This is a genomic window from Candidatus Marinimicrobia bacterium CG08_land_8_20_14_0_20_45_22, from assembly GCA_002774355.1.
In the GTDB taxonomy this organism is placed as follows: domain Bacteria; phylum Fidelibacterota; class UBA2242; order UBA2242; family UBA2242; genus 0-14-0-20-45-22.
Map to the genome: position 1 here is coordinate 1 of PEYN01000103.1, position 4,427 is coordinate 4,427.

The 4,427-nt window shown below is 45.8% G+C and carries 5 protein-coding genes and 1 tRNA gene; 3 read left to right on the forward strand and 3 right to left on the reverse strand.

Translation table 11 applies throughout. The features are described 5' to 3' along the window. Positions 1–241: 241 nt before the first annotated feature. Positions 242–316 (reverse strand) — tRNA-Arg (locus tag COT43_06230). A 130-nt stretch (positions 317–446) separates the two neighbouring features. Here COT43_06230 and COT43_06235 point away from each other — a divergent pair. Further along, positions 447–1,577: a dipeptide epimerase gene (locus tag COT43_06235; protein PIS28544.1), complete on the forward strand. Its 1,131-nt coding sequence runs from the start codon at positions 447–449 to the stop codon at positions 1,575–1,577. Positions 1,578–1,654: 77 nt separating this feature from the next. Further along, a complete protein-coding gene (gene mutY, locus COT43_06240) occupies positions 1,655–2,704 on the forward strand; it encodes an A/G-specific adenine glycosylase (GenBank protein PIS28548.1) in 1,050 nt (349 codons plus the stop codon). A gap of 52 nt (positions 2,705–2,756) precedes the next feature. Here the strand turns inward: mutY and COT43_06245 are convergent, their stop codons facing one another. Continuing rightward, entirely contained in the window at positions 2,757–3,197 is a 441-nt protein-coding gene (locus COT43_06245) for a hypothetical protein (GenBank protein PIS28545.1), read from the reverse strand. 24 nt (positions 3,198–3,221) lie between these two features. After that, positions 3,222–3,755, reverse strand: a complete 534-nt coding sequence (locus tag COT43_06250) for a heat-shock protein (protein ID PIS28546.1) — start codon at positions 3,753–3,755, stop codon at positions 3,222–3,224. A 144-nt stretch (positions 3,756–3,899) separates the two neighbouring features. Between COT43_06250 and folB the strand changes: the two genes are divergently transcribed. Continuing rightward, a complete protein-coding gene (folB, locus tag COT43_06255; GenBank protein ID PIS28547.1) occupies positions 3,900–4,319 on the forward strand; it encodes a dihydroneopterin aldolase in 420 nt (139 codons plus the stop codon). Positions 4,320–4,427 lie beyond the last annotated feature (108 nt).

Here is a 4,427-nt window from a genome sequence, read left to right on the forward strand (position 1 = left end):
CCCGGTGGATTAATGCACTCCATAGCCAGTATCACATGTTAGGTGTGAGCAGATAACGCAGATGGGAAACAGTCTTGAACTATGATTAAAATGATTAATTGAAAACTATGATTACGAGAGTGTGGATATTAAAATCATAGTCAATCCTATCATCAGAAAAATCATAGTTAATATTTGTGTTTATTCGTGGTTAAGATTCCTCGATATATCGAAACCTGGTTTTGTCTGACTTCAACTTGGGTAGTGCGCTCGCCGGGAATCGAACCCGGATAACCAGCTCCGGAGGCTGGCGCCTTATCCGTTAGACCACGAGCGCAAAAAGCGACTAAATATAAATCATCGCAGGGAATATCCCAAAAGGTGAATCTTCATTTCAAATTTCGGTTTGTCTCTTGTTTCAATTCGATTAAATTCTACCGGTTTTATTGAAAAGGGAGAAATCGAATATGAAGCGAAGAGAATTCTTTGAAACGGTCGGATTGGCGGCGGTTGGAACGAGCGTTCTGGCAGGTCTGCCGTCCATTTCATTCGGCAATACGAAACTCAAGACGGGGAGAGGCATGAAACTTAGTTACGAAATCAAGCGAATCAACCTGACGCATACGTGGACAATTTCGCGTAATTCCAGCGATTATAAGGACAATGTTTTCGTCTATTTAGAAAAAGACGGAATTACCGGCATCGGCGAGGCCGGTCCGAATATCCGTTACGACGAGACGCCGGAATCCACTGTCGCAACGATTGAAAAAGCGATTCCGCTCTTCGCAAATGCCGATCCGTTCGAGTACGTTCAACTCGGATATGACATCAAAGAATTGGTTCCGGGACAAACCGCCGCCAAAGCCGCGCTCGATATTGCACTGATGGACTGGGTAGGGAAGGCGCTGAATGTTCCGCTGTATCGGCTCTGGGGGCTCGATCCGACAAAATCGCCATACACGTCTTTTACGATAGGCATCGACACGATCGAAGTCGTCAAACAAAAAACACGGGAAGCCGCACCGTATAAAATTCTCAAGGTTAAAGTCGGAAAAGAGGGCGACGAAGAACTCATCAAGGCTGTTCGTTCCGTTACAAATACGACCATCCGTGTTGACGCCAACGAAGGATGGACGGACAAAGAAGTTGCGATCAAGAAAATCGAGTGGTTGGTGAAAAACGGCGTTGAATTCATCGAACAACCGTTGCCGGCGAAAATGATGGAAGAGACGCGCTGGTTGCGCGATAGAGTCGAAGTTCCGATTATTGCCGACGAAGCGGTGAAGACCACGTCTGACATTCCCCAACTCGCGGAAGCTTATGACGGCATCAATATCAAGATCATGAAAGCGGGCGGCTTGCAGGAAGCGCTCAGAATGATATGGCTCGCAAAATCCTTAAATATGAAAATCATGATCGGTTGCATGATCGAGTCGTCTGTCGGAATTTCCGCGGCGGCTCAACTCTGCTCGCTGATCGATTACGCCGATCTGGACGGCAACCTGCTGATTTCCAACGATCCTTTCAAAGGAACCGACGTTGTTGACGGAAAAATTGTGCTCAACGATCGTCCGGGACACGGAGCCATCGTCAGATAAAGAATCGTCCGGGAATACCTATCAGACAGTCAAAGCGTCGTCAAATGACGAATATTTCCGAATTTCATCAATCGCTGATGAATTGGTTCGATGCGAATAAACGCGATCTTCCGTGGAGAAGGACGCGCGATCCGTACCGGATTTGGGTTTCCGAAGCGATGCTTCAACAGACGCAGGTCAATTCGGTCATTCCGTATTACGAACGGTTTCTGGAAACTTTTCCGAACATTTCATCACTTGCCGCATCGTCGCTAGAATCCGTTTTGAAACTGTGGGAGGGACTCGGCTATTATGGTCGGGCGCGGAATCTGCATCGCGCGGCTCGAATTGTCGCCGAACAATTTCAGTGCGAAATTCCTCATCAATACGATGCGTTTCGGAAATTGCCCGGCGTCGGAGATTATATCGCCGCCGCAGTGACGAGCATTGCTTATCAATTTCCGGTTCCGGTTATTGATGGAAATGTGAAGCGCGTTCTGTCCCGTTTGTTTGAATTGGTTCAACCGGTGAACGATGCACGGACAAAGAAAGTATTTCAAGATGCGGCGCTTATAATCTTTGATGCGAGTCAGCCCGGCAAATTCAACGAATCGATGATGGAACTCGGTGCATTGATCTGTCGTCCGAATCAGCCGGACTGCGTTCACTGTCCGGTTTCCGAACATTGTCAGGCGCATCTCGATGAAAAGGCGGACGAATTCCCCAAGAAAACGCACAAACCGGCGATCCCGGAATATCACGTTGTCGTTGGTGTCATTTATCGTGATGACAAAGTTTTGATCACCTTACGTAAACCCGAAGGATTGCTTGGCGGTTTGTGGGAATTTCCCGGCGGAAAAGTGCAGGCAGGAGAGACGAAAGAAAATGCCTGTTTGCGTGAAGTCCGCGAAGAAACCGGACTGACTGTCGATGTTATTTCATTTTTCAAAACGGTCAAACATGCGTACACACATTTTAAAATTTCGATGGACGTTTTTCTCTGTCGTTATACTTCAGGTAATATCCAGTTGAACTCCGCCGTGGATTTCAGATGGGTCCGAATTTCGGAACTTGACGATTTTCCCTTTCCCGGTTCGAATCATAAGTTCATGCACGATCTACCGGCTCAATTAGATAATTGTCTGTAAAATCAAAAAGCCGACTTGCGTCGGCTTCCTGATTGAGGTTTTTTGGATTGGATTATTTCACGTTGATTTCGACTCGTTTTGCGAGTGATTCTTTCAACTTTGGAATTGTGACGATGAGAACGCCGTGCTTGAATTCCGCTGAGATATGCTCCTGATCGGCTGAATCGGGAAGTCTGAACGATCTCTCGAATTTGCCGAACATGCGTTCGTTGAGACGATAATTTTTCTCATTGATCTTTTTCTCCTGAGTCTTTTCTCCGGAAATGCTCAACATGTTTTCATGTACGTTGACTTTGACGTCTTCTTTTTTCGATCCGGGTAACTCGGCAGTCAGGACGAATTCCTTCTCATTTTCCTCGATGTCAACCGCAGGCGAGACGGCAGTGAGACCTGTTTCCTCAGCGCCGGTGTTGAAAAATGTGTCAAACATCTTGTCGAATTCATTCCGAAAATTCACCAAAGAACCTCTGGGTGTCCATTTTACGATTGCCATGATACTACCTCCTAATTTTACTGGTTATTTCACGTTTATTTCGATCTGTTTCGGCAGGGCGGCATCTTTTTTTGGAATCACGATATTCAAGATTCCGTCTTTGAAATCTGCTTGAATTGCCGATTGGTCTGTTCGTTCGGGAAGTCGGAATGTTCTTTGGAATGTCCCGTAAATTCGTTCCGAACGATGGATGTTTTTCTCATCGATTTCCTTTTCGTGCTTTTTCTCGCCGGAAACCGATAGAACGTTGTCCTCGACCTGAATGCGAACATCTTCTTTCTTCACGCCGGGTAATTCAACGGCAATATGGAAATCTTTTTCCAATTCCACGACGTCAACATTCGGCGTCATCGAGCAGAAAGAAGCGTCGGAATTCGCATAGAGAGTTTTCAAGAAACTGTCGAAATCATCTTCGACATTCAGCAAGTTTTGTCTGGGAATCCATTTAGTTATTGTCATGGTTTTATCTCCTTTTTTTGTTGATTCATTTTTCAAAAACCGATTATGATTTAAACAACCGCTGTGCCGGATCGGTTGGAAATTCAACTTGACAGACACGAATGAAAAGAAGTCAGGGCATTTAGGTCACATTGACAGTCTTCAGCGATTTTGGCAAAAAACACGAAAACTTTACCGGCGATTCTGTCCGTTTAATTCCTTTATATTCGTTAAAAGCGCGGGGGAATCTTGACAATCTATGCCATGTTCGGTAAATTCACCACCGGTTTAATTGAAAGTCGTTCAGTGGATAAAGTAACATTAAAGAATATGGTGTTTTATGGTTATCACGGCGTTGCCGAGCAGGAAAAAATACTCGGCGGCAAGTTTGAGGTCGATCTCGAATTAGAATTCGATATGACTACCGCCATGCGAACAGATCGTCTGAAAGATACGATCAACTATGAAGAACTTTACCGTATTGTTGCCGAAGTTGTAACCAAATCCAAGTGTTTGCTGATCGAAACGCTGTCCGGGAATATTCTTCAGGCGGTGTTTCAGCATTTTCATCCCGAATCAGCTTGCATTCGGGTGAGAAAACCGAATGCGCCGATCAAAGGCGTTCTCGATAATGTAGAAGTGGAAATACGCCGCACACGCAAAGAAATGGCGGCGGCGGCTTGAAATATCAACCTGTATTTCTCAGCCTCGGCTCCAACATCGGCGATCGTCGGGCAAACCTCCAATCTGCGCTCAAACGAATTGATGAATCGCCGTCAATGTCCGTCCGGC

Coding starts and splice junctions, on each gene's coding strand:
- folB (PIS28547.1), top strand. CDS start 3,900: ATGTTCGGTAAATTCACCACCGGTTTAATTGAAAGTCGTTCAGTGGAT.
- mutY (PIS28548.1), top strand. CDS start 1,655: ATGAATTGGTTCGATGCGAATAAACGCGATCTTCCGTGGAGAAGGACG.
- COT43_06245 (PIS28545.1), bottom strand. CDS start 3,197: ATGGCAATCGTAAAATGGACACCCAGAGGTTCTTTGGTGAATTTTCGG.
- COT43_06235 (PIS28544.1), top strand. CDS start 447: ATGAAGCGAAGAGAATTCTTTGAAACGGTCGGATTGGCGGCGGTTGGA.